This window comes from Kitasatospora sp. NPDC048296 (assembly GCF_043201815.1).
In the GTDB taxonomy this organism is placed as follows: Bacteria; Actinomycetota; Actinomycetes; order Streptomycetales; family Streptomycetaceae; genus Kitasatospora.
The window spans coordinates 122149-142420 of the sequence record NZ_JBICZB010000001.1; the positions used below are offsets into that span (position 1 = coordinate 122149).

The following is a 20272-nucleotide window of genomic DNA, read 5'->3' on the forward strand; positions in this document are numbered from 1 at the left end:
GAAGGGCCGGTTCGGGCCGCTCCCCGCGCTCAGGCGCGCGGAGCGGCCCGAACCGCGTCGTGCCGACTCCCCGTGGCCGGTCGGCTCCCCGCAGTCTGTCGGCTCCCCGCGGTCAGTCCGCCGCGCCCCGCCGCTGCCGCCGCGAGCGGTCCCGCCAGGTGCGTGCCAGCCGGTGCAGCTCGGCCCCCTGCGCCTGTGGCAGGCTCCACGTCTGGGTGAGCAGCCGCAGCGTGGAAACCCGCGGGCAGGACACCCCCCGCTCCAGGTCGCGGATCGACCGCACGCTCAGTCCCGACACCTCCCCCAACTGCTCCTGCGTCATCCCCCGCTCCAGCCGGATGTTCCGCAGCAGCCTCCCGAGCGAGGCACCCTCCCCGGTCACCGTACGCTCCATCCCGCTTCCCCCCTTCAGCTCAAATCACCTCAACTCGCCCACCGAATAAGGATGTTGCCAACGGCGAGTTCCGTCGCACGCTAACCGTATCCGGCCGGTTCGGCAGCCGAACCCGGGCGCCGGGCGCGTGACTTGGCTCACCCGCGCGCCGGGCGCGCCGCCCGGCCGCCGCCCGCCGGGCACCCTGGGTGACCGGTGCCCGCGAGGCGCGGAAAGGAAGATCGACGCGCCCCCGGGTGCCCCTGTGAGCGAGGCCCCGGATGAGGCAGGATGGGAGGTGGAAAGGGCGGCCTCTCATTGCCGGCCACCACGTGCACTGAGGAAGAGGACCCCCATGAGCATCGACCCGTCGTCCATCCCGTCCTTCGGCGTCCCCGGAGGCGGCCAGCCCGGTGGCCAGGGCGGGCGGCCGGCCGGCCCTCCGCCGATCATCGTCCCGGACCAGGGCCTGGTCACCCAGCTGCTCGACCAGATGCAGCTCAAGCACGTCGTGGACGAGGAGGGCGACCTCACCGCCCCCTGGGAGGGCTTCCGCGTCTACTACATGTTCCGCGGCGAGCAGAAGGAGCTCTTCGCGGTGCGCGCCTTCTACGACCGGGCGTACCCGCTGGAGAAGAAGGGCGAGATCCTCGACCTGATCGACGAGTGGAACCGCGAGACCCTCTGGCCGAAGGTCTACACCCACACCCACGAGGACGGCGTGGTCCGTCTGATCGGTGAGGCCCAGATGATCGTCGGCACCGGCGTCAACCTGGACTACTTCGTCACCACCACCGCGAACTGGACCCAGGCCGCGGTCGGCTTCGAGCAGTGGATCGTCGAGCGCCTGGGCCTGCAGAACGAGATCGAGGGCGAGGAGGGCGAGGGCGAGGACTCCGACGAGGCCTGATCCCCGCTTCCCCCGTACGGCCCGCCACCGCGCTCACGTCGCAGTGGCGGGCCGCCCTTGTCCCCGGCCCCGACCTGCTGGAGCCCGGCGACGAGGTGATCGCCCTGTCACCCCGCGCACCCGAGGCCTTCTCTTTCACCAGCTGAAAGGTCGGCTAGGTCAAGCACTCAATCCTCATCGCGGTCCGGCACATGTTCGCCCGCGGAATCGAGTACCACGACCTCGGCGGCCACCAAGTCACTCTCCGATCCGTCGAGGTCGCCTGATCTTCGAGCAGAACTGCGAGAGGGGATTTTCGTATCAGAGGGTCCCGGTGATGCCCGCGGCGTAGTGGTTGCCGTAGACGCCGGTCAGGTCGATTGCGGCGGCGTTCTGCCAGCTGCCGTCCGTGTAGCGGATGGCGTGCAGGATGCGGTTGTCCGTCGTCACGAACGTCGCCTGGAGCTCGCCGGCGACCGTCCCGGCACTCACCGACGTCGTGGTGAACGAGCCCGCCACCGAGGTCAGATCGGTCAGCGGCATCCACTGGCCGCTGGCGAGCCGAGCACCGTGGTACTGCTTCGTCCCTCCGTTCGACGCGATGACGATCTGCATGTCCGCACCGGTACCGGTCACCGCGACGTCGGTCGCCGCACCCGCATCTCCTGCCATCGAGTACACGTCGCCCCACGGGCTCCACGTGCCGTCAGTACCGCGAATCGAGTGGTACACCCGGCCACCGGCGACAGCCACCACCTGCAGCTGCCCGTTCACGGAAGCCTCGGACGCACTGGTCACCGCTGCGGGCAGCCCACCCGCGGCCTTGAGAGCGCGTGCGGGCATAGTGGGCTCCTGGGATTCTGCGGTGCTGGACGCGTTGTGTGAGCAGCCTGGTCAGGTGCCTCGGGCCGGGGGGTGGCGGGCGGGCCCCGTAGGGCGTTGCCGGTCGGGGCGGTGGTCTTGGCGCGGGCGGCCGCCCGGCCCCTGGAGCGGGACCGGGCGATCGGGTTCCGGATCGTCGGCGACCCGTTACTTGGCGAGGGTCTCCAGGTGCATGTCGCCGTTGGGCATGCCCGTGGCGGAGATGGCGTTGACCGAGCCGCTGCCGTCTGCGACCTGGGCGCCCTGCCAGGAGCCTCCCGCGTAGCGGACGTTGTCGTAGACCACGCCACCGCCGAGGGTCACCAGGTGCATGTCGCCGTTGGGCAGGGCCGCGACGGAGATGGCGTCGGTGTGGCCGCCGCCGTCCGCGACGGCGGCTCCCTGCCAGGTGCCGTTGGCGAAGCGGATGTTGTCGTACACCGAACCGCCGGTGAGCGTCTCCAGGTGCATGTCGCCGTTGGGCATGCCGACCGTCGCGATCGAGGTGACGTGGCCGCCGCCGTCCGCGACGGCGGCTCCCTGCCACGTCCCGTTGGCGAAGCGGACGTTGTCGTACACCGAACCGCCAGAGAGGGTCACCAGGTGCATGTCGCCGTTGGGCAGGGCCGCGGCGGAGATGGCACCCACCGAGCCACCACCGTCCGCAAGGGCGGCGCCCTGCCAGGTGCCGTTGGCGAAGCGGACGTTGTCGTACACCGAACCGCGGCTGAGCGTCACCAGGTGCATGTCGCCGTTGGGCATACCGACCGCCGCGATCTGGTCGACGCTGCCGCCGCCGTCCGCGAGCGCGGCGCCCTGCCAGGTACCGTTCGCGAAACGGACGTTGTCGTACACAGAGCCGTTGACGAGGGTAATGACGTGGGTGTCACCGTTGGGCAGCGACGCGGTGACGACCTGGGACACGTCGGCGCCGCCGTCCGCGAGCGCGGCGCCCTGCCAGGTGCCGTTGGCGAAGCGGATGTTGTCGTACACGTGGTTGCCCGGGGGCAGGGCGGGGGCCGGGGCGTTACTTGCGCCGGAGTCCGTTCCGCCGATCGGCGAGACGTAGCCGCTGATGCGCTGGCCGCCCCAGCTGTAGCCGATCGCCGAGCTGTGGGTGGACTGCTGGACGATGGAGGTGGCGGACCAGTTGCCGTGCACGCCGTGCTCGTTGCCGCCGATGGTGGTGACGGTGCCGTTGCCGACGGCCGTCACGATGGCGATGTGGTCGGCGTAGTCGTAGCCGTTGTAGTTGAAGAGGATCGTGTCGCCGACGTGCGGGGTGCTGTGCAGTCCGCCGTTGTAGCGGCCGAAGCTGCCGGCGCCCGAGGTGAGACCGGTCACGTCGACACCGTTCTGGGCCCAGACCCACTTGGCGAAGTCCGCGCACCAGGCCTCTCCGTTGCAGCTGGTGTAGTACCCCGTCCCTCCCGCGCTGTTGGTCATGCAGTTCTTGTCGCCGAGGTTGGCCTGCGCGGTGGCGGCGATGGAGCTTCCGACGCTGGCGGAGGCGGGCGCGGCACCCAGGGCAAGGCTGATGGGCAGGAACGCGGCGGCGGTGCTCAGCGCGGCAGCGCGACGAAAAGTCATCTTGGACATGACATATCTCCAGAGGTCTGCGAGCAGGACGAGATCAGGTGATGGCGTGCCGGCGGTGCACCGGCGAGAAGTACTCGGTATGCGCGCCGTGTGCGCGCGGTTCGTTCAGAGGGTCAGGCCACTGAGCCCGCTGGCCTCCGCGTCCCGTGCGGCCGGCGCCGCGTGAGACCTGCCGCTCTGGGCGGCTCGGGGCCTCGTCAGGGACTGGGAGAACCGGAGCATGGGAGGAGCTTGGCGGAGGCCGCCTCATGTGCGGTGCGCGCTGGGCCTGTCAGGAGGTCCGGGCGGCTGCCCTGCAGGAGCAGCCGATCGGCGGAATGCCGCGGCCCTGGCGGGAGATCAGCCCCAGATCATGTTGGCGGGCTGAACGGTGGCGGCCTGGGCAGTGATGACCGGCTGGGCGGGAGCGGCCTGGGCCGCGACGGCGGGGACCAGGGCGGCGAGGGCGAGGGCGGCGACCGCGGCGGCCTCGGCGGTGACAGTGCGAAGCATGACGGTGTCCTCTTCGGATACGACGGGGTGGTGGGATTCCGGTGCTCGCGTTCCGCGGTGACGCTTTCTCCGGTTGTCGTACGGGCGGTGTTCCCTTCCGACGACCACTAGCTTCGTCGCTGGTCAGGGCGGTTGAAAGGGTTCTCAGATGGCCGAAACCGTCCCTGGACCGTTCCGGCCAGGAAAGGCGGGGGCGGACAGCAGTCGCTCGTAGAACGGCACGACGAGCGGTGCGGCGACCCTCTCCGCCTTCCAGCCGGCGAACTGGGGTACGGCCGCGAGTGCGCGGCGGCAGAACGCGGCCGTCCGGCTCTCCGCCCCGGCAAGGGAGTCGGCGAGCAGGTAGACGCCGAGCACCGGATCCGGGACCGCGTCCGCGTGGAGGACGAGGTGCTCGACCCGGTCCTCGGGGTGGACGGTGGCCAACAGGAGCTCACGGGCGTCGAGAGGCAGCGAGCGGCCGGGCGAAACGGGCTGCAAGGCGGCGTGAACGAGATACATGGATCGAGCGTGCCGAAGCGGGCAATAGGTGTGAAGGGGATCACCACGGACGGTTCAGTCCCCGGCCGGAACCGTCCACACGGCTCCGTGACCACACTCCCCCGGCTGTGAAATGATCGCGTGCACATCGAACACGGGTTCCTCACGGGGGTACGGATGCTCACGGCACTGGGACTGGACAAGGCCTCGGAGTCGGTCTACCGGGCGATGCTCGCCCATCCGCAGGAGGGCGTCGCCGCCCTCGCCGCGCGGCTCGACCTGCCCGAACAGCAGATCAGGGCAGCCCTGGACACCCTCAGCGAACTGGCCCTGCTGCGCCCGTCCGCGGACCGCGAGGGCGAACTGCGGGCCGTCTCCCCCGAGGTCGGCATGGAACTGCTGATGGCCCGCCAGCAGGCTGAACTCGCCGCGCAGCAGCTGCGCGTCGAGGCCTCCCGGGCGGCGGCCGCGCAGCTCATCGCCGACTACGCCGACCTTCGGCCGGCCGGGAACCACCCCGGCGTCGAGCAGCTCACGGGCCTCGACCAGATCCGCGACCGGCTTGCGACGCTCACCCGGGAGGTGCGCGAGGAGGTCATGACCTTCGCGCCCGACGGCGGGCAGAAGCCCGAGAACATCGAGGCCGCCAAGCCCCTCGACCTCGCCCTGCTGGGGCGCGGCGTCCGGATGCGGACCGTCTACCTGGACAGCGTCCGCAACAGCCCGCACACCGTCGAGTACGTCAACTGGCTCTCCTCCCAAGGCGGCCACGTCCGCACCGTGCCCGCACTCCCGACCCGGATGATCGTGGTCGACCGGACCACCGCCGTCATCCCGGTACGCAGCGACGACAGCGCGGCCGGCGCCGTCGTCCTGACCAGCCAGGGCATGCTGACCGCGCTGTGCGCCCTGTTCGAGACCGTCTGGTCGGGGGCCCAGCCGATCGGTGCCGCCACCCAGCTCGACGGACACGGGCTCACCGCCCAGGAGCAGACCACCCTCGCCCTGTTGGGCGACGGCCACACCGACGACGCCATCGCCAAGCGCCTCGGCGTCTCGCCCCGCACCGCCCGCCGCATCGCCACCGACCTCATGGAACGCCTCGACGCGCGCAGCCGCTTCCAGGCGGGCGTCCGGGCAGCCCACGCCGGCTGGCTCGCGCCCTGAGACGCCGGGAGGGCCCGGTAGCCCCGCCCGACGGCAGGGTGACCGGGTTCTCGGGCCGGGCGGGCTCGGCGGTGCTGCTCCTCCGTGTCTCGGTCGCCTTCGGCCCGGCTGCGACACCAGTTGGATCGGAGCGGCGGGTGCGCATGCTTGTCCGTCGCTCGCCGACCATCAGAGGATGGCCCCTGACGACGAGCCGTGAGGAGCCACCGATGGGTACCAGGCCGCTGCTGAACCGCCGACTGGCCGGAATGGGTACGACGATCTTCGCCGAGATGTCCGCCCTGGCCACGGCCACCGGCTCGATCAACCTCGGCCAGGGCTTTCCGGACACCGACGGGCCTGAGGAGGTCCGCGAGGCGGCCGTACGGGCCCTGCGCGAGGGCCATGGCAACCAGTACCCACCCGGCCCCGGCATCCCCGAACTGCGCACTGCGATCGCCGAGCACCAGCAGCGCTTCCACGGCCTGGCGTACGACCCGGACACCGAGGTGCTGGTCACCGCCGGCGCCACCGAGGCCATCGCCGCCGCCCTGCTCGCGCTGCTGGAGCCCGGCGACGAGGTGATCGCCCTCGAACCCTTCTACGATTCCTACGCCGCCTGCATCGCCATGGCCGGCGCCGTCCGCGTCCCGCTCACCCTGCGGGCCCCCTCGTTCCGCCCCGACCTGGACGAGCTGCGCGCCCTGATCACCCCGCGCACCCGGCTGCTGCTGATCAACACCCCGCACAACCCCACCGGCACCGTGCTGACCGCCGAGGAGCTCGCCGGCATCGCCGCCCTCGCCGTCGAACACGACCTGCTGGTGGTCACCGACGAGGTCTACGAACACCTGGTCTTCGGCGCCACCCACCACCCGATCGCCGCCCTGCCCGGCATGCGCGAACGCACCGTCACCATCTCCTCCGCCGGCAAGACCTTCTCCTTCACCGGCTGGAAGGTCGGCTGGGTCAAGCCCTGTTCGCCTACCTATTCGCTGGCGAGCTGAGGACAAGCTTTCGCGCTTTCGAAGGGACACGAAGGGGACGACCGGTGCCATCACCACCAGCCGTGGCGGTCCGGCGCGAGGCCAGCCGGCGGCTGATCGTTAGCCGGTGGCGGCCCGCCCCACCCCAGCCCCCAAGGTTCGTCGCCAGGCGGGGGCGCGCTGGGAAGCTTGCTGACCTAAGTCCCAAAGCGCGTGCACTCGAAAACAGACCGTCAGATGCGCGTTTTGACCCAGGAGAAACCCCAAACACCGTGCACCAGATGCTGCGCGGGCCGCGTCTTCTACTGTCCTTCTTGAAGCCGGGGATCACGCGACTTGCTCGCGCTCTCGGAGATCCCCTCACCTCAGAGAGGAAGCGCGTGCAACAGAAGTGGATGTACGTGATCATCGCAGTGCTCGCGGCGCTGGTGGCCGCCCTCGCCGGCAGCCTCGTGGCTGTCATCGAGGGAGGAAAGCCCCTGGTGGCGCTCAGGTCCGGAGCGACGACCTTCGCTGGTGCCCTGACGCTCATTCTCGGGGTCATGGCCTGCCTGGGCGTGGTGGGCTCGTGAGCGAGGCGAGAGCCCTTCGAAGGGGTGCACGTGCCGAGGACCCTGCCGCGCGCAAGGTCTTCATGGAGGTGCGCCAACATCGCGCGCGCCTCTCCCGGTTGATGAACGCCCACGATGCTGCACGGCTCGTCCTGGGGCTGCTCTACCTGAGTCGGACCGCACACGCCGCCCCGGGGGCCGGTGTTCCCACCTGGTCATGGCTGCTGGGAGAGGCCGCGAAGCCTGGTTCGCCGATCGGACCTTCAGTGAGTACGTGCTTTGCGTACTGGCTCCCCGTGACCGACACCAGCGGGGACGGTACAGGCACAAAGGACTTGATGCCTGTTCCACTTCGGGGCACCGACGACCCGCTACGTGGTCTCATTCTGGCGATCAGCTCCGTCCAACAGGTCGGAACACTGCTCGATCAATGCCTGCACGACCTCTCGGCCGAGCAGGCACGGGGAAGCCACTACTTCACGCCCAGCGACATGGCCCGCCTCATCGTCGGCGCCGCCGTGCCGCAGGACGGACACAGTGTGCTGGACCCTGTGTGCGGTTCGGGTGGACTGCTGGTCGAGAGTCACCGCTACGTCCACGAACGCGTCGGACTGAACCCGACCATGTCCTTGGCAGGAAAGGAACAGCACGCCCACACCTCGCAGGTCGCCCGCATGAACCTGGCCGTGCGGGGCATCGAGGCTCGAGTCTTCCCACCCGCGGACAGTCTCGCCACACCGGAGCCCGATCGGTACGACATCGTCCTGGCCAACCTCCCGTTCAACCAGCACGACTGGGCCCAGGAAGGCCAGGGCGCGCGGCAGGACCGGCCCGTCCCCACCGATCCCCGGTGGCCGGACGAGCCACCGCCCAGGGGATCCGCCAACTCCGCGTGGATCCTGCACATTGCGCACGCGCTCGCTCCGCAGGGCCGAGCAGCCTTCCTCATGGCCGACAGCGTGGCGAAAAGCGCCCAACCCGCCATGAGAGAGCTGCGAAAGCGACTGCTGCGAGCCGACCTCGTCGAGTGCCTGATCGCATTGCCGCCCCGCGTGTTCGGTCACACCGATGCCACCGCCTGCCTGTGGGTGCTCAACAAGGACAAGAGTCCACGAGCGAGTTGGGGCACCGGTGACCGTCGTGGACAGGTGCTGTTCATCAACGCGCGGCGGGCCTTCGAGCCGGTCCCGGGGTCGAGGGCGCGGAGGCTGGGCGACAAGCACGTGGAACGAATCCTGACCACCATGGCCACCTGGCGGGGCATCACGGAGGGCCGCGGCGCGTCTCTGTCCTACTCCGATGAGCCCGGCTGGTCGCGAAGCTGTTCGACGGAGGACATCGCCTGGTCCCAGTACGACCTCATGCCTACTTCGTATGCCGTGGAGCCCCCGAGCCCCGCACGCGACACACGCAGCCGAGTCGACCAGCTCAAGCACGAGCTGGTCGAGAAGCTCGACCAGGTCCACGCCCTCGAATCGCGCCTGTTGGACGCCCTGAAGGAGATCTGATGGACGCGGCCGCCGACCACGACCGATCCGATGCCGAGATGTGGCCGTGGACCGCTATCGCCGAGTTCCCACCGGAGACCGTGTACACGACCTCGGGCGTCCTCGACGACAATGCCCCCGATCCGACGGGCATCATCAGTTCGACATACGTCAGACACGGGAGGATTCGCTCACCCCGAAACCGCGAAGGCGGCCTCGAGCGCTCCCGCCCCAATCGGGCGACCCTCCAGGAGGGCGACCTGGCCGTCGTACTCGTCAGGCGGTCGGGCGACTCTGCCTTCGTCACCGCCGAGCACGCGGGATGGACCGCGACCAGGTCGATCGGCATCATCCGCGCGGCCCCACACATCGTGAGATGGCTTCGCATCTGGTTGCAGACGCCCACGGCGAAAGCTCGGATCGACGAGGACGTGACGGCACACGTCGAGCCTACGGTGAGCCTCGACACGCTCCGCCGCATGCCCTTCCCGCTTCCCCCACCGGACGTCATCACCAAGTACCACAGGGCCTTCAGCCTCATCGAGGAGATGATCGACCTCCACCAGGAGGCCGCGCGAAAGGCAGTGGAGTTGGCCGGCGCGATCCACGACGACTGGTCCTCCGCAGGCTCGATCTGGGAAACACGACGGCTCGGCGCAGTTGCCAAGGCGAAGACAGGTCAGGGTTCCGCGCGCTCGCTCCCGCCCGGAACGAAAGGCTCCGGCGTCGACGCGATCACCCCGACCGACCTCTTCGACCGCGCAGTGCCACACGTGGAGAGGTTCCGCTTGAGCAGCCCGACAGCTGCCGCAGAAGCGTGGCCTCCCGGCACCCTGATGTTGAGCACCCGCCCCGACGGCGCGCACATTGCCGTGACGCAGCACCCGGCGTCACCCACCAGAGGGGTCGTGGCGGTGCGGCCTGCGGACGACGAGGACACCTGGTGGCTGTACCACGAGCTGAGAAGCCGGAGCAGCGACGTCGCACGGATGGCTCAGGGCCGAAACGCCAGGGAGATCTCCGCACGTGCCCTCGCGAACCTGAGCATCACCTGGCCCGACCCACGTACCCGTGCGGACTTCCACGCCACGACCGACCCCCTGCACGCCGTGGCAAAGCAGCTGGTCTCCGCGAGCACGACACTGCACGACCTGAAAGACGCGCTCCTGCGTGACATCTCGGCAAGGGCCAATGCTCTCCCGGAGCAGGAGGCGGAGTCCCACGAAGAGAGCGCGTACCCCTCTTTGCCCGCTGTCGTCCATACATCACTCGAGGCCGAGACCAACCATGAGTCAGGATGGTCCTCGGAGGATTGACGGGTACCGAGTGGGAATGGTGGAGACATGAACGCTAGGCCGCTGTTGAACCGCCGGTTGGCGGGCATGGGGACGACGATCTTCGCCGAGATGTCCGCCCTGGCCACGGCCACCGGCTCGATCAACCTCGGCCAGGGATTCCCGGACACCGACGGGCCCGAGGAGGTCCGCGAGGCCGCCGTACGGGCCCTGCGCGAGGGCCATGGCAACCAGTACCCGCCCGGCCCCGGCATCCCCGAACTGCGCACCGCCATCGCCGAGCACCAGCAGCGCTTCCACGGCCTGAGCTACGACCCCGACACCGAGGTGCTGGTCACCGCCGGCGCCACCGAGGCCATCGCCGCCGCCCTGCTCGCCCTGCTGGAGCCCGGCGACGAGGTGATCGCCCTCGAACCCTTCTACGACTCCTACGCCGCCTGCATCGCCATGGCCGGCGCCACCCGCGTCCCGCTCACCCTCCGGGCCCCGCACTTCCGCCCCGACCTGGACGAGCTGCGCGCCCTGATCACCCCACGCACCCGCCTGCTGCTGATCAACACCCCGCACAACCCCACAGGCACCGTGCTGACCGCCGAGGAACTCGCCACCATCGCCGAACTCGCCGTCGAGCACAACCTGCTGGTGGTCACCGACGAGGTCTACGAACACCTGGTCTTCGGCGCCACCCACCACCCGATCGCCGCCCTGCCCGGCATGCGCGAACGCACCGTCACCATCTCCTCGGCTGGCAAGACCTTCTCCTTCACCGGATGGAAGGTCGGCTGGGTCAAGCCCTGTTCGCCTACCTATTCGCTGGCGTGCTGATGGCGGACAACTCACCAGACGGACATCGTTTTCAGTAGGCCTTTCCCGTACCTCCGATGTGGACAGGAGAGCCACCGCCCTTCACATCGACCCGCAGGGGGAGCACCTCCATCTCAAGCCCGAGCTGAACGCAGATGGCGCGGTGGAGCGCATATTCGATCTCGGCGAGGTCGCACGGATCGTGCTCAGTGGCACCAGGATGGGTGCTCGGCCAAAGCCCGTCGGCCACATCATCAGCCCACGACTTGACCCATCCGTAGAGCATCTTCGCCTCCCACGATGCCTCCTCGGCAGCGACCTGGGTAAGGCTGTCCAGAGCTCCCTGTGCCCGTCCGCAATCGAGGCCACATTGGGTAACGAGGGCGGCCCGCAGGGTGGGTTTGTCAAATGTGATGTCATCCCACCGAGGATCCGCTACGGACGCGCTCCACCGGTCAATCGCCGCCTGGAAGCAGCGGTAGGCGTCAAGCAGGCCAACTCGGTCTGCCGAGCTCTGCAGACCGGCCTTGTACTTCCGCATCGCAAGCCGGTCGATCTGGCCTTGATCAAAGCGAGTGTGGCAATTTGGGCAAAGTGCGATCATGTTGCTGAACTCGTGTACTCGCACCTTCGCCCATGGAACGATGTGGGCCAGTTCGAGCGGCACAGCGCGGCAGGTGGGGATAGCGCAGCGGTGTCCGGCCTCAACCAAGAGGTCGCGGCGCAGCTCCCGAGGCACAGCGGGGCGTCCAGCAGACATGCGATCAGACTAACCAACTAGTCTGACAGTGGCGCTGGTTGCTCCGCACCGTCAACCGTTTCCTTGCGGGCACGCCTAGGCCGATGACGCCTTCCTCTTGCGCCCGGTTCGCCTTTGGCCAACCTGTTGCTGGCACCGAGCACCTGAGTGATGATCTGCCGTCGGACCTCGTCCTTCGCCCTGGGCTCCAAATCCTCAGCGAGGCGCTCCGCAGTCAGGTAGTAGCCAGTTAGGACTGGCTGCTCGAAGTACCTGTTGAGCTGGCTGAGTGTCTGACCGTACATGCGGAGGTATGTGCGGTTCAGGAAGGCCGACAGCGATGCTCCCACCAGGGCGATTGCGCCCATGAAGATCTTCACATCTGCGCCCTTGAGGTAGACGCCGCCTGCCACGCAACTCACTACTACGAGCAGCCCCAACCACATTGCCCGCTGAGACGATCGGAAGGACATGTCCGCCTGATCGGTAGCAATCCGGTGATACTGATCGATCTGCTCCCTATTCAGCTCCAATAGGGTTGCAAGGGGCGTGACTTGTTTGAGGTCAGCAAGCTGCTGCTCAGCGAGTGCACGCTCGGCGGCCCTCGCTTCCTCCGCGGCAAGGAGCTGAGCGTTCTCTCTGCGAACGCGCTTCCACAGGTAGACGGACAAAGCACCCGCTACCAGCACGAACGCAGTTCCGATGACGATCCACAGCCACAATGGCGGCGTCCACGCGCCAGTCTCGGATGGGCTCCCCTTGGTGTCGCCAGCTCCCCAGACCCATATGACCACCACACCAATGGCGACGACAGGCCATCCTGAAGTCCCGGAAGGCCGTCGCGGCCTATCTCGATAGTGGCCTTGCACCCACACACGTGAGTCCATGGCGCCTCCCCCGTCTCGGGCCAGCCGCTCACCGCAGCTCTGCAGCGTAGCCGTGTGGACCGCTGCTGTACGGCTGATGCAGTACTTCCACTCGAACCACAGCCCCACCACGCTCCAAGTGGCCACCTCTACATGCGATCTCCGCTGCACCAGCCACGTAAGGGACTTGTTCCTGCTCCGCTCGCTGCGATGATGGGCTGACTACGAGCCGTGAGGAGCCGGAATTGAGTGCTAGGCCGCTGTTGAACCGCCGGCTGGCGGGCATGGGGACAACGATCTTCGCGGAGATGTCAGCGCTGGCTGTCGCTACCGGTTCGATCAACCTCGGGCAGGGATTCCCGGACACCGACGGGCCGCGCGAGGTCGCCGAGGCCGCCGCACGCGCCGTGCTGAACGGCCAGGGCAACCAGTACCCCCCTGGTCCTGGCATCCCTGAGCTGCGGCACGCCATCGCCGAGCACCAGCAGCGCTTCTACGGACTGACGTACGACCCGGACACCGAGGTCTTGGTCACCGCCGGCGCCACCGAGGCGCTCGCCGCCGCGCTGCTCGCCCTGCTGGAGCCCGGCGACGAGGTGGTGGCCTTCGAGCCGTTCTACGACTCGTACGCCGCCTGCATCGCGATGGCCGGCGCTACCCGCGTCCCGCTCACCCTGCGTGCACCCTCCTTCCGCCCGGACCTGGACGAGCTGCGTGCTCTGATCACCCCGCGCACCCGGCTGCTATTGATCAACACCCCGCACAACCCCACCGGCCTCGTCCTCACCCCGGAGGAGCTCGCCGCCATTGCCAAGCTCGCCGTCGAGCACGACCTTCTTGTGATCACCGACGAGGTCTACGAACACCTGGTCTTCAGCGGCGGGCACCACCCAATCGCTGCTCTACCGGGCATGCGCGAGCGGACGGTTTCCATCTCGTCGGCCGGCAAGACCTTCTCCTTCACGGGTTGGAAGGTTGGTTGGGTCTCCGCGAGCCCGGCCTTGGTTTCAGCTGTCCGTACTGCCAAGCAGTACCTCACCTACGTCAGCGCCGGTCCGTTCCAGTACGCCGTCGCCGAGGCACTCCGTCTCCCCGACAGCTACTTCGAGGGCTTTCGGGCCGACATGCTTCGCAAGCGGGACCTACTCTCCGACGGGCTGGCAGCCGCCGGCTTCGCCGTGTTCGAGCCCCATGGCACGTACTTCATCACCACCGACATCACGCCACTCGGCGAGAAGGACGGCATCGAGTTCTGCCGAAGCCTCCCCGAGCGCTGTGGCGTCGTCGCCATCCCCAACGCCGTCTTCTATGACAACGCCGAGGCTGGGCAGAGCCTTGTGCGGTTCACGTTCTGCAAGCGCGATGATGTTCTCGGTGAGGCCGTAGCGCGGCTCCGGCAGCTCTGACCGCTCCGGCCGAGACCGCACCGCGCCCTGCCCCTACCTGGTAGCGGCAGCGGCCGTAGCGGGCCTGACGCCCAGCCCGGCCCTGGCGGCGTTCAGCGCGGCTCGGGCTCGGGACGCCCCGCTGCGGGTGACAGTCTCGCCCGTGCCGACCGCGACGGTCCGGGCTGGAAGGCCCGCGCACGGGCGGCAGATGCCCGGCTGGGGCACTGGGTCGTGGCACTTGGCGCACTCGGCGTACCGGGCCGCTGCTGGGCGAACGGGGGCCGGTACGGGCGGCATCTTGCGCTCCAGGCGGTTGCGGAGCACCGCTGTCGGCGAGTGCACCGGGGTGGGCAGGCCAGGCAGCAGGGCGGCGGCGAGGTCGGCGTGGCTCGCGCCGCGCTCCAGCCACTGGGCGACCAGGGGTGCGAGTGTGCGCGCTTCGACCTCGCCGAGGCGCAGACGGGGCTCCGGGCGGATCACCCGGAACAGCGTGGCGACCGCCTCGCGGAGCTGCTCGTCCGGCACCGCCGGAGCGTCCTTGGTCTCCTGGCGGTCCTCCTCCCGCCCTCCCGGCTCCTCGACCGCCCCGTCGGTGGTCGCCTGGCCGTTCGCAGGGCCAGTGGGGAGGGAGGGTTCTTGGTGCCGGTCCTTTGGAAGGGCGTCAGTACCGCCGGTGGTCGCTTCACCGGAGACCGGACGGGTGACACCCGGCAGGGCGAGCTGCGGGGTGTCGTACACGTGGGTCTCGGTGCGGATCGTGCCGTCGGGCATGCGGATCTTCTCGACCCGATAGAACCCGGCGCCGGTCAGCTCCTTCAGGGCCTTGCGGATCGCACCGCGTCCCTGGGGGCTGGTGTCGGCCATGTGCCGGCCGTCCTCGCGCCAGCCGTCCGGACGGGAGAGGAGGTCCGCGAGCAGGCCGCGGGCGGTGTAGGACAGCTGCCGGTACTGCAGCATGCAGTTGGGCAGCACCGTGAAGTTGCGCACGTGGGCGCTACGATGGACGCGCATCGGGAGTTAGAGCTCCTGTTGCCGGACCCCGGGGTGTTAGCGCACCGCCGGGGTCGCCTATTTTCGGTTGGACCACGGAACGTACCACGTCACTTGCCACAGCAAGGGCCCCTTGCCGCAGCGGTCTTGATCACATCCGACACCTATCGACACCACGGCCCACAGTGCTCGAACCGGCCGCGTCTGCGTCTCCGCTCCGCTAGCCTGCTTTGGGTGACGGAAGCGATGGACGACGCCTCGTGTGGCTCGCGCTACAGCAACATCGAGGAGGATCTGGGGGTCCTCTGCGGGTCCTTTGGGCTCGGTGAGGTCCGGGCGTGCCGCTTCCTGCCCAACGGCCTGATGAACGGCAACTGGCGGCTGGAGACGGCCGAGGGCGCGTTCGCGCTGAAGCGGATCATGGACGTGCCGCTGCCGCTCGCCCGCCGGAACCTGGCGGTCCTGTCCGAGCTAGCGGACGCAGGAGTCCCGGTCGGGCGGCCGATGACCACCTCCTCCGGCAAGACCGTGGCGGAGGTCGCGGGCCGAGGCTACTGCCTGATCCCCTGGCTAGAAGGCGGCCACCAGCCCGGGACGGAGCTCACCCTGGACCAGGCGGCGGATCTCGGTGTCCTTCTCGGCCAGATCCACCGGAGCCTGAACGACGAGCGGATCGCCCGCCTGCTGCCGCCGGGTTCGGAGCCGTTGGCCGCCCCGGTGACCACCCCGGGCGCGGCGCACGCCGAGGCGGACCGCTTCCTGGCGCTGATCGCTGGCATGGAGGGCCCGGCGGCCTTCGATGCCGAGGCAGCCCAGGCGCTGGGCGAGCGCAAGGTGCTGCTCGACAAGTACGGCAGCGAACGCCCCGCGACCGAGGTGGCGGCGGGCCCGGTCGGTTGGACGCACGGGGACGTGCAACACCGCAACGTGCTGTGGCGCGACGGCAAGATCGCCGGGGTGATCGACTGGGACCGCATCCGCGTGCGCCCGTTCGGCGAGGAGGTCGCCCGAACCGCCACCGTGCAGTTCGGCGGTGAAGACGGCTTCCTGGACCTGGAACGGACCGCGACGTTCGTGGCCGGCTACCGGTCGGTGGTGCCGATCCCGGTGCCGGCCCTGGCGGACGCGGTGGAGCGGCTGTGGTGGAAGCGCATGTCGGACTACTGGCAACTGGCCTTCCACTATGACCGCGACGACCACTCGTGCGACCATCTGTTCCTGCCCGCCGAACGGTTCCTGGCATGGTGGACCGAGCGGCGCGAGGTGGTGCAGGAGGCGTTCGCGGCCATGCCGTAACCGCTCCCTGGCTATCGCCCGCCTGGTCAGCTGCCGCATGCACACCCGGCGGCAGCCTTCGCCTCGACCGGGGTCCGGGCCGGGTCGATGGCCTGCTCGTCGGGGGTGCAGCAGGCGGTGGTGCCGCAGCAGGCTTCCGGCGCGCTGATGGCCTTGTCGAGGGTGTCGGCGTCGGCCTTGACCACGTACACCTCCCAGGGCTCCTTCCCGGGGCCTTGGACCCAGACCTTGTCCTGGAGCGCATAGCAGCAGGAGGTGTCGTTCTCCTCGAAGGTGGCCAGGCCGGCCTCCTGGAGCCGGGTGGTCGCGGCGGTCACCTGCTCGGTGCTCTCCACCTCGACGCCGAGGTGGTCCAGGCGGGTCTCCTCGCCGGCCTCGCCCTCGATGAGGACGAGCTTAAGCGGGGGCTCGGTGATCGCGAAGTTCGCGTAGCCGGGGCGGCGCTTGGCGGGCTCGGTGCCGAACAGCTTGGAGTAGAAGGCGATGGAGCCTTCGAGGTCGGCGACGCGCAGGGCGAGCTGAACACGGGACATGGCGGTCTCCCCGATCCGAGGTCTTGTATCGACGTCTGTCGATACAGTCGAGCTTGCCACCCGATTAGATGAGCGTCAACATAGACACATGTCGAATCTGGAGTTGAAGGTGCTCGACCAGGGCGACGCGGCGATCGCTTGCTGCTCGCCGATGGTCCGTGAGCCGCTGGGCGAGGAGGCCGCCGTCGACCTGGCGCGGATGTTCAAGGCGCTGTCGGACCCGGTTCGGCTGCGGCTGCTGTCGTTGATCGCCTCGCATGAGGGCGGCGAGGCGTGCGTCTGTGACCTGACCGGCCCGTTCGACGTGTCCCAGCCGACGATCTCCCACCACCTCAAGGTGCTGCGCGAGGCCGGGCTGGTCGGCTCCGAGCGGCGCGGCACCTGGGTCTACTACTGGGTGCTGCCCGCCGCGCTCGCCAGGCTCTCCGCACTGCTCCAGGCCCCGACCGGTACGGCCGAGATCCCCGCCGGGGGTGCGAGATGACGTAGATGGCACCGCTCGGCCGCCGGGCGGCGGTGGAGTTCGTCGGGACTGGCGCGCTGGTCGCGGTCGTGGTCGGCTCGGGCATCCAGGCCACCAAGCTGTCCCAGGATGTCGGCGTGCAGCTTCTGGCCAACTCCCTGGCCACCGTCTTCGGCCTTGGCGTGCTGATCGCCTTGCTCGGGCCGGTCTCCGGCGCCCACTTCAACCCCGTGGTCACCCTGGCCGCCTGGTGGACCGGCCGCCACAACGGAGACGGGCCGACCCTGCGCGAGGCCGCCGCCTACATCCCGGCGCAGATCGCCGGGGCGATCGGCGGCGCGGTGCTGGCGGACGCGATGTTCGCCGAGCCGCTGGTGCGCTGGTCCACCCACGACCGGTCGGCCCCACACCTGTGGCTGGGCGAGGTCGTGGCCACCGCCGGGCTGGTTCTGCTGATCTTCGGCCTGGCCCGCGCCGGGCGAGCGCACTTCGCGCCGGTCGCGGTCGCCTCCTACATCGGCGCGGCGTACTGGTTCACCTCCTCCACCAGCTTCGCCAACCCGGCGGTGACAATCGGGCGGACGTTCACCGACACCTTCGCCGGCATCGCCCCCGGCTCACTCCTGCCGTTCATCGCCGCCCAGCTGGTCGGCCTCGCCGCAGGCGTCGCCTTGGTCGCGCTGCTGTTCGGCCGGTCCGCGCCCGCCACCGAGGACGACGTGGTCGTCCCGCACGGCGAGCACACCCCGGTCGCCTCCGGCCGCTGACGCTGCCCCACCTTCTCTCTCCCGCTCCTGCCGAAGGAACCCGCTCGTGAGTACTCCCGCCGTCCCGTCCGTGCTGTTCGTCTGCGTCCACAACGCCGGCCGCTCCCAGATGGCCGCCGCCTTCCTCACCCACCTCGGCGGCGACCGCGTGCAGGTCCGCTCTGCCGGCTCCGCCCCGGCCGACACCGTGAACCCGGCCGTGGTCGAAGCCATGCGGGAGATCGGCATCGACATCTCCGCCGAGGTGCCGAAGGTCCTCACCGTCGAGGCCGTCGAGGCGTCCGACGCGGTGATCACCATGGGCTGCGGCGACGCCTGCCCGTACTTCCCCGGCAAGCGCTACCTGGACTGGAAGCTCGACGACCCGGCCGGCCAGGGCGTCGATGCCGTCCGTCCGATCCGCGACCAGATCGAGCAGCGCATCCGCACCCTGCTCGCCGAACTCGGCATCGAGGCCGCCGTATGACCGACGCCCCGGTGACTGTCACCGCGATGCTCCCCGAGCATGCCGAGCAGGTTCTAGCGATCTACCAGGCCGGGATCGACGGAGGCGACGCCACGTTCGAGACCACTGCACCCACCTGGGAGATCTTCGACGCCTCCCGCCTGCCCGAGCACCGTCTCGTCACCGTCGACAGCAGCGGCAGGGTGCTCGGCTGGGCCGCCGTGGTGCCGGTCTCCGACCGGTGCGCGTACGCCGGGGTCGTCGAGCACTCCGTCTACGTCCACCCCGACGCCCGAGGCCGCGGCGTGGGCCTGGCCCTGCTGGAGGCGCTGCTGGCTTCGACCGACGCCGCCGGGATCTGGACCGTGCAGTCCGGCATCTTCCCCGAGAACACCGCCAGCCTCGCCCTCCACGCCCACGCCGGCTTCCGCGTGGTCGGAACCCGCGAGCGTCTCGGACGGCAGGACGGCCGCTGGCGCGACGTCGTCCTGGTCGAGCGCCGCAGCCCCGCCGTGGCCTGAGCCCACGCCCCAGACATGACCCGCATGGCTAACAAACCATCGGCAAGGGTGCGGCATGAAGTCCTTTGCCGCACCGCCTAGATGACTGTGCGACCCAGAACCCCGGCGAGGGCTTCGGCCACCTGCTCCATGTAGTCCGGGGCGAGGATCTGCGGCACCTTGAGGACGATCATCTGCCGCATCGCCTTGTGGTAGTTCGGCAGTTCCTCGCGGGTCGGCGGCCGGTAGGGGCTACGGGCCACGTGTGGCCAGAAGTGGGCGGCCAGGTCCGGGCGTTGCAGCAGCGGCGCCTGTGTCCAGTCCTCGTACAGAGAGCGGACGGGGACGCCAGCGGCCTTGAACCGCTTGCTCAATTCCGCCGGGTCCGGCACGCGGGCGCTGATCGTCAGCGGGGTGCCGTACCAGCCACGGACAGAGAGCTCGCCGATCGCGGGCCAGGCAACGGGTACGTCGTACTCCTCCAGCGCCTTGCGGAGGGTGGCGAGGTTCTGCTCGGCGGCCAGCATGCGGTCGGGCAGTGATCGCAGCTGCTGGCGGGCGATGACGGCGGACAGGGCGGGCATCCGGTACTTGTAGGCGGCCCCGGTGGTGGCGAACGGCTGCAGTTCGGGCAGGGTGAGCTCGGCGGCCAGCCTGGCGGGGTGGTGGCCGAGGGTGAGGGCCCGCTCGTAGACCCCCCGGTCCATGGTGGTCAGGACGCCGCCCTCGCCGCCGGAGACGGCCTTGGACTCCTGGAGGCTGAAGCATCCGGCCGCACCCCAGGAGCCGACCGCCCGGCCCTGGTAGAGGGCTCCGTGGGCGTGCGAGCAGTCCTCGACGATCGGCGCTTCGGTGGCCGTGGCCAACTGGTCCATGCGGGCGGGGATGCCCCAGGTGTGGGTGGCCAGGACCGCCGAGCAGGCACCGGCCGCCTCGGCGACGGCGGTGGCGGCGATGTTCGGGCTGTCCGGCTCGATGTCGCAGAAGACGGGGTAGCTGCCGGCCTGGAAGACGGCGGTGATGGCGGAGACCCAGGTCATCGGGGAGACGGCCACACCGGCCTCGGGGCCTGCGCCCACCGCGTGGAGGGCGGCGTGCAGGGACGCGGTGCCGGAGTTGAACGACAGCGCGTGGCGGGTGCCGGTGAGGCGGGCGAAGGCGGCTTCGAGGGCGTTGGTGGCCGGGCCGAGGTTGATCTCGGAGAGGTGACCGTCGTCGAGGAGCTTGAGGACGGCCTCCTTCTCGGCCTGCCCGTACTTGGGCTCGCGGGGGAACGGGAGGGTGACGGCGGGGTCGTTCACGGGTGTCCTTCCGGGCATGGG

At 69.5% G+C, this 20272-nt stretch carries 21 protein-coding genes and 2 pseudogenes; 13 read left to right on the forward strand and 10 right to left on the reverse strand.

Annotated features, from left to right (window positions below):
- Positions 1-112: 112 nt before the first annotated feature.
- The gene (locus ACGF12_RS00565; protein ID WP_393023388.1) at positions 113-394 is read right to left on the reverse strand and encodes a helix-turn-helix domain-containing protein; all 282 of its coding nucleotides are present in this window, start codon (positions 392-394) and stop codon (positions 113-115) included.
- Positions 395-728: 334 nt separating this feature from the next.
- On the opposite strand from ACGF12_RS00565, the gene ACGF12_RS00570 reads away from it, so the two are divergent.
- Entirely contained in the window at positions 729-1283 is a 555-nt protein-coding gene (locus ACGF12_RS00570) for a YbjN domain-containing protein (protein WP_393023391.1), read from the forward strand.
- Between the two features lie 300 nt (positions 1284-1583).
- On the opposite strand, the gene ACGF12_RS00575 is transcribed toward ACGF12_RS00570, so the two are convergent.
- From ACGF12_RS00575 to ACGF12_RS00590, 4 genes are all read right to left on the reverse strand, one after another.
- Positions 1584-2105 (reverse strand): hypothetical protein, encoded by a 522-nt coding sequence (locus ACGF12_RS00575; RefSeq protein ID WP_393023394.1) that lies wholly within the window; start codon positions 2103-2105, stop codon positions 1584-1586.
- A gap of 186 nt (positions 2106-2291) precedes the next feature.
- Positions 2292-3713 carry a CHAP domain-containing protein gene (locus ACGF12_RS00580; protein ID WP_393023397.1) on the reverse strand — a complete coding sequence of 474 codons (1422 nt, stop codon included), beginning with the start codon at positions 3711-3713 and terminating at the stop codon, positions 2292-2294.
- A gap of 348 nt (positions 3714-4061) precedes the next feature.
- Positions 4062-4214 (reverse strand): hypothetical protein, encoded by a 153-nt coding sequence (locus ACGF12_RS00585; RefSeq protein WP_393023400.1) that lies wholly within the window; start codon positions 4212-4214, stop codon positions 4062-4064.
- A gap of 144 nt (positions 4215-4358) precedes the next feature.
- A complete protein-coding gene (locus tag ACGF12_RS00590; protein WP_393023403.1) occupies positions 4359-4715 on the reverse strand; it encodes a hypothetical protein in 357 nt (118 codons plus the stop codon).
- A 156-nt stretch (positions 4716-4871) separates the two neighbouring features.
- On the opposite strand from ACGF12_RS00590, the gene ACGF12_RS00595 reads away from it, so the two are divergent.
- The 6 genes and pseudogenes from ACGF12_RS00595 to ACGF12_RS00620 form a co-directional block, all read left to right on the forward strand.
- Positions 4872-5861, forward strand: a complete 990-nt coding sequence (locus ACGF12_RS00595) for a LuxR C-terminal-related transcriptional regulator (protein ID WP_393023405.1) — start codon at positions 4872-4874, stop codon at positions 5859-5861.
- 209 nt (positions 5862-6070) lie between these two features.
- Positions 6071-6826 (forward strand): annotated as a pseudogene (locus ACGF12_RS00600) (aminotransferase class I/II-fold pyridoxal phosphate-dependent enzyme); the annotation flags it as partial.
- A gap of 380 nt (positions 6827-7206) precedes the next feature.
- On the forward strand, positions 7207-7398 hold the full coding sequence (locus tag ACGF12_RS00605) for a hypothetical protein (RefSeq protein WP_393023408.1): 192 nt from the start codon (positions 7207-7209) through the stop codon (positions 7396-7398).
- Positions 7399-7673: 275 nt separating this feature from the next.
- A complete protein-coding gene (locus ACGF12_RS00610) occupies positions 7674-8885 on the forward strand; it encodes an N-6 DNA methylase (RefSeq protein WP_393023410.1) in 1212 nt (403 codons plus the stop codon).
- On the forward strand, positions 8885-10180 hold the full coding sequence (locus ACGF12_RS00615; protein ID WP_393023413.1) for a hypothetical protein: 1296 nt from the start codon (positions 8885-8887) through the stop codon (positions 10178-10180). The genes ACGF12_RS00610 and ACGF12_RS00615 overlap by 1 nt, the downstream gene beginning before the upstream one ends.
- A 27-nt stretch (positions 10181-10207) precedes the next feature.
- Positions 10208-10963: pseudogene (locus ACGF12_RS00620) on the forward strand (aminotransferase class I/II-fold pyridoxal phosphate-dependent enzyme); the annotation flags it as partial.
- Positions 10964-11015: 52 nt separating this feature from the next.
- On the opposite strand, the gene ACGF12_RS00625 reads toward ACGF12_RS00620, so the two are convergent.
- Both ACGF12_RS00625 and ACGF12_RS00630 read right to left on the reverse strand, forming a co-directional pair.
- Positions 11016-11723: an HNH endonuclease gene (locus ACGF12_RS00625; protein WP_393023416.1), complete on the reverse strand. Its 708-nt coding sequence runs from the start codon at positions 11721-11723 to the stop codon at positions 11016-11018.
- Between the two features lie 17 nt (positions 11724-11740).
- Positions 11741-12715, reverse strand: a complete 975-nt coding sequence (locus ACGF12_RS00630) for a hypothetical protein (RefSeq protein WP_393023419.1) — start codon at positions 12713-12715, stop codon at positions 11741-11743.
- Between the two features lie 98 nt (positions 12716-12813).
- Between ACGF12_RS00630 and ACGF12_RS00635 the strand changes: the two genes are divergently transcribed.
- The gene (locus tag ACGF12_RS00635; RefSeq protein WP_393023422.1) at positions 12814-13974 is read left to right on the forward strand and encodes a pyridoxal phosphate-dependent aminotransferase; all 1161 of its coding nucleotides are present in this window, start codon (positions 12814-12816) and stop codon (positions 13972-13974) included.
- A gap of 33 nt (positions 13975-14007) precedes the next feature.
- Here ACGF12_RS00635 and ACGF12_RS00640 read toward each other — a convergent pair whose 3' ends face one another.
- Positions 14008-14967 carry a hypothetical protein gene (locus tag ACGF12_RS00640; protein WP_393023425.1) on the reverse strand — a complete coding sequence of 320 codons (960 nt, stop codon included), beginning with the start codon at positions 14965-14967 and terminating at the stop codon, positions 14008-14010.
- Positions 14968-15180: 213 nt separating this feature from the next.
- Between ACGF12_RS00640 and ACGF12_RS00645 the strand changes: the two genes are divergently transcribed.
- Positions 15181-16242 carry a homoserine kinase gene (locus ACGF12_RS00645; protein WP_393023428.1) on the forward strand — a complete coding sequence of 354 codons (1062 nt, stop codon included), beginning with the start codon at positions 15181-15183 and terminating at the stop codon, positions 16240-16242.
- 26 nt (positions 16243-16268) lie between these two features.
- Here ACGF12_RS00645 and ACGF12_RS00650 read toward each other — a convergent pair whose 3' ends face one another.
- Positions 16269-16775: an ArsI/CadI family heavy metal resistance metalloenzyme gene (locus tag ACGF12_RS00650; RefSeq protein ID WP_393023430.1), complete on the reverse strand. Its 507-nt coding sequence runs from the start codon at positions 16773-16775 to the stop codon at positions 16269-16271.
- Between the two features lie 88 nt (positions 16776-16863).
- On the opposite strand from ACGF12_RS00650, the gene ACGF12_RS00655 reads away from it, so the two are divergent.
- Genes ACGF12_RS00655 through ACGF12_RS00670 form a run of 4 tightly spaced genes read left to right on the forward strand, consistent with a single transcriptional unit; the run spans position 16864 to position 18971 of the window.
- Complete coding sequence (locus ACGF12_RS00655; protein ID WP_393023432.1) at positions 16864-17259, forward strand: ArsR/SmtB family transcription factor; 396 nt, start codon at positions 16864-16866, stop codon at positions 17257-17259.
- 5 nt (positions 17260-17264) lie between these two features.
- Complete coding sequence (locus ACGF12_RS00660; RefSeq protein WP_393023435.1) at positions 17265-18005, forward strand: aquaporin; 741 nt, start codon at positions 17265-17267, stop codon at positions 18003-18005.
- Positions 18006-18051: 46 nt separating this feature from the next.
- Positions 18052-18471: an arsenate reductase ArsC gene (locus ACGF12_RS00665; protein WP_393023437.1), complete on the forward strand. Its 420-nt coding sequence runs from the start codon at positions 18052-18054 to the stop codon at positions 18469-18471.
- Positions 18468-18971, forward strand: coding sequence for a GNAT family N-acetyltransferase (locus ACGF12_RS00670; protein ID WP_393023440.1), 504 nt, complete (start codon positions 18468-18470; stop codon positions 18969-18971). Before ACGF12_RS00665 ends, ACGF12_RS00670 begins: the two co-directional genes overlap by 4 nt.
- Before the next feature lie 77 nt (positions 18972-19048).
- On the opposite strand, the gene ACGF12_RS00675 is transcribed toward ACGF12_RS00670, so the two are convergent.
- On the reverse strand, positions 19049-20251 hold the full coding sequence (locus ACGF12_RS00675) for a DegT/DnrJ/EryC1/StrS family aminotransferase (protein ID WP_393023443.1): 1203 nt from the start codon (positions 20249-20251) through the stop codon (positions 19049-19051).
- Positions 20252-20272 lie beyond the last annotated feature (21 nt).